We start from the raw sequence: 1,813 nt of genomic DNA on the forward strand, positions 1-1,813 counted from the left end.
TACCGCATCAAAGGTGAGAAAGCACAGAATATTGAACTTGCCAACGCTTATTTCCAAGAAGCTCTGAAAGTTAGAACCTTTGAGGATTTTACCCAAGATTGAGCAATGACGCAATAGTAAGTAGGGTGGGCAAAAACCCTTTGGTTGTTTTAACAATTCTAGATAAGATCACTTTGCCCACCCTACGCACTGCTCCCTGCTCCCTGCTCCCTGCTCCCTAAAAACCAGAACTTTGTACCTCATGGGTATAAGACTTGCTATATTTTATAATAGGATCATTACCAGGCAGCCATAGGGCAATTGCCATTTAATTTTTTCCATCTTCCCTACTCCCTACTCCCTACTCCCTACTCCCTGCTCCCTGCTCCCTGCTCCCTAAAAACCTAAATTATAACCCCTTTATCAACATCCACCCCCATGAGCTTAATAAAAAAAATCTACAATAAATTTCAACCATTTTATCCCTTACCAGCCAACGATCCCGCTTATGTAAACTGTAGTGAAGTCAGGGGAGATGACAATATTTTCCGGGAAATTGGTAAAACGATCATCTTTTCAGACCAAGCGACTTGTCAACTTTATACTGGACATCGGGGTGTGGGGAAATCAACGGAGTTATTGCGTCTGGAAGATTATTTGCAGAAGAATGGCTGCTTTGTGGTTTATTTTCCAGCAACGGAAGGAGATATTGATGAAATCGATGCTCAATATACAGATATACTTTTAGCTTGTACTCGTAATATTTTAGAGAAACTTAAAGATTATGCTGCTCCTAATCCGTTATTAAATTGGTTAGAGTCTCGGTGGACTGAATTAAAGGATTTGGCATTATCGGAGGTGGAATTTGAAAAATTAACGGTTGAAGCTCAAATTCAGATTTTTAGCAAATTGACTACAACCTTAAGACGCAATCCTAGTAGCCGTGAAACCATTAGAAAACAGGTTGATAATTATAGTGTCTCGTTGATTGCAGCGTTAAATGAATTTATTAAAGATGCTCAACATAAATTACCTGAGGAAAAATCCAACATAGTTGTAATCGCAGATAACTTAGATAGAATTATCCCCTTGGAAAAAGGGAATGACAGAACAAGTCACGAGGAAATATTTCTTGATTATAGCAGTCAGTTAACAGCGTTGAATTGTCACGTAGTTTATACAGTGCCAATTTCCTTAGCCTATTCCAGTCAAGCTACTGAATTAAGAAATATTTATGATACTCCTCAAGTGTTACCAATGATTATGGTAAAAAACCGTGACAACAAACCCTATTCACAAGGATTAGATAAATTAAAAGAAGTTATTGAAAAAAGGATTCACTTAGTTGACTCTACGATTGATATTGATACACAAATTTTTGATAGTCAAGACAGTCGCATTGAGCTTTGTGCTATGACTGGTGGTCATGTGCGAGAGTTGATGCTATTAATGCAGTCAGTAATGCGTTATATTGATGATTTCCCGATTACTACAAAAATAGTGAGGCGGGCGGTTAGTGATGCCAGAGATAGCACCTATCGTAATGCGGTTAGTTCTGAAGAATGGCAAAAATTAGCCGAAGTTTCTCTTTCCAAGTCTATCCCTAATGATGAATACTATCGTAGTTTGTTATTCCGTCGTTGTGTGTTGGAATATCGAGAGTTTGATGCAGAAAATAATCCTGTGCGTTGGTATGATGTTCACCCTGTAATTGAAGGAACACCTGAATTTAAATCTGCTCTTCGTGATTTAACGAATCAATGAATAAAATGCTGACATCAAATTCAACAACATTTAGATCAGATGAACAAGAATCCTATCTGAGGTTAAAACG

At 37.9% G+C, this 1,813-nt stretch carries 1 protein-coding gene; it reads left to right on the top strand.

What is annotated here, in order from left to right; translation table 11 throughout:
• Positions 1 to 417: 417 nt before the first annotated feature.
• On the top strand, positions 418 to 1,743 hold the full coding sequence (locus F6K38_RS40980; RefSeq protein WP_287360566.1) for an ATP-binding protein: 1,326 nt from the start codon (positions 418 to 420) through the stop codon (positions 1,741 to 1,743).
• Positions 1,744 to 1,813: the final 70 nt, after the last annotated feature.

The organism is Moorena sp. SIO3B2, from assembly GCF_010692525.1.
Taxonomy (GTDB): Bacteria; Cyanobacteriota; Cyanobacteriia; order Cyanobacteriales; family Coleofasciculaceae; genus Moorena; species Moorena producens.

Coding starts and splice junctions, on each gene's coding strand:
- F6K38_RS40980 (WP_287360566.1), top strand. CDS start 418: ATGAGCTTAATAAAAAAAATCTACAATAAATTTCAACCATTTTATCCC.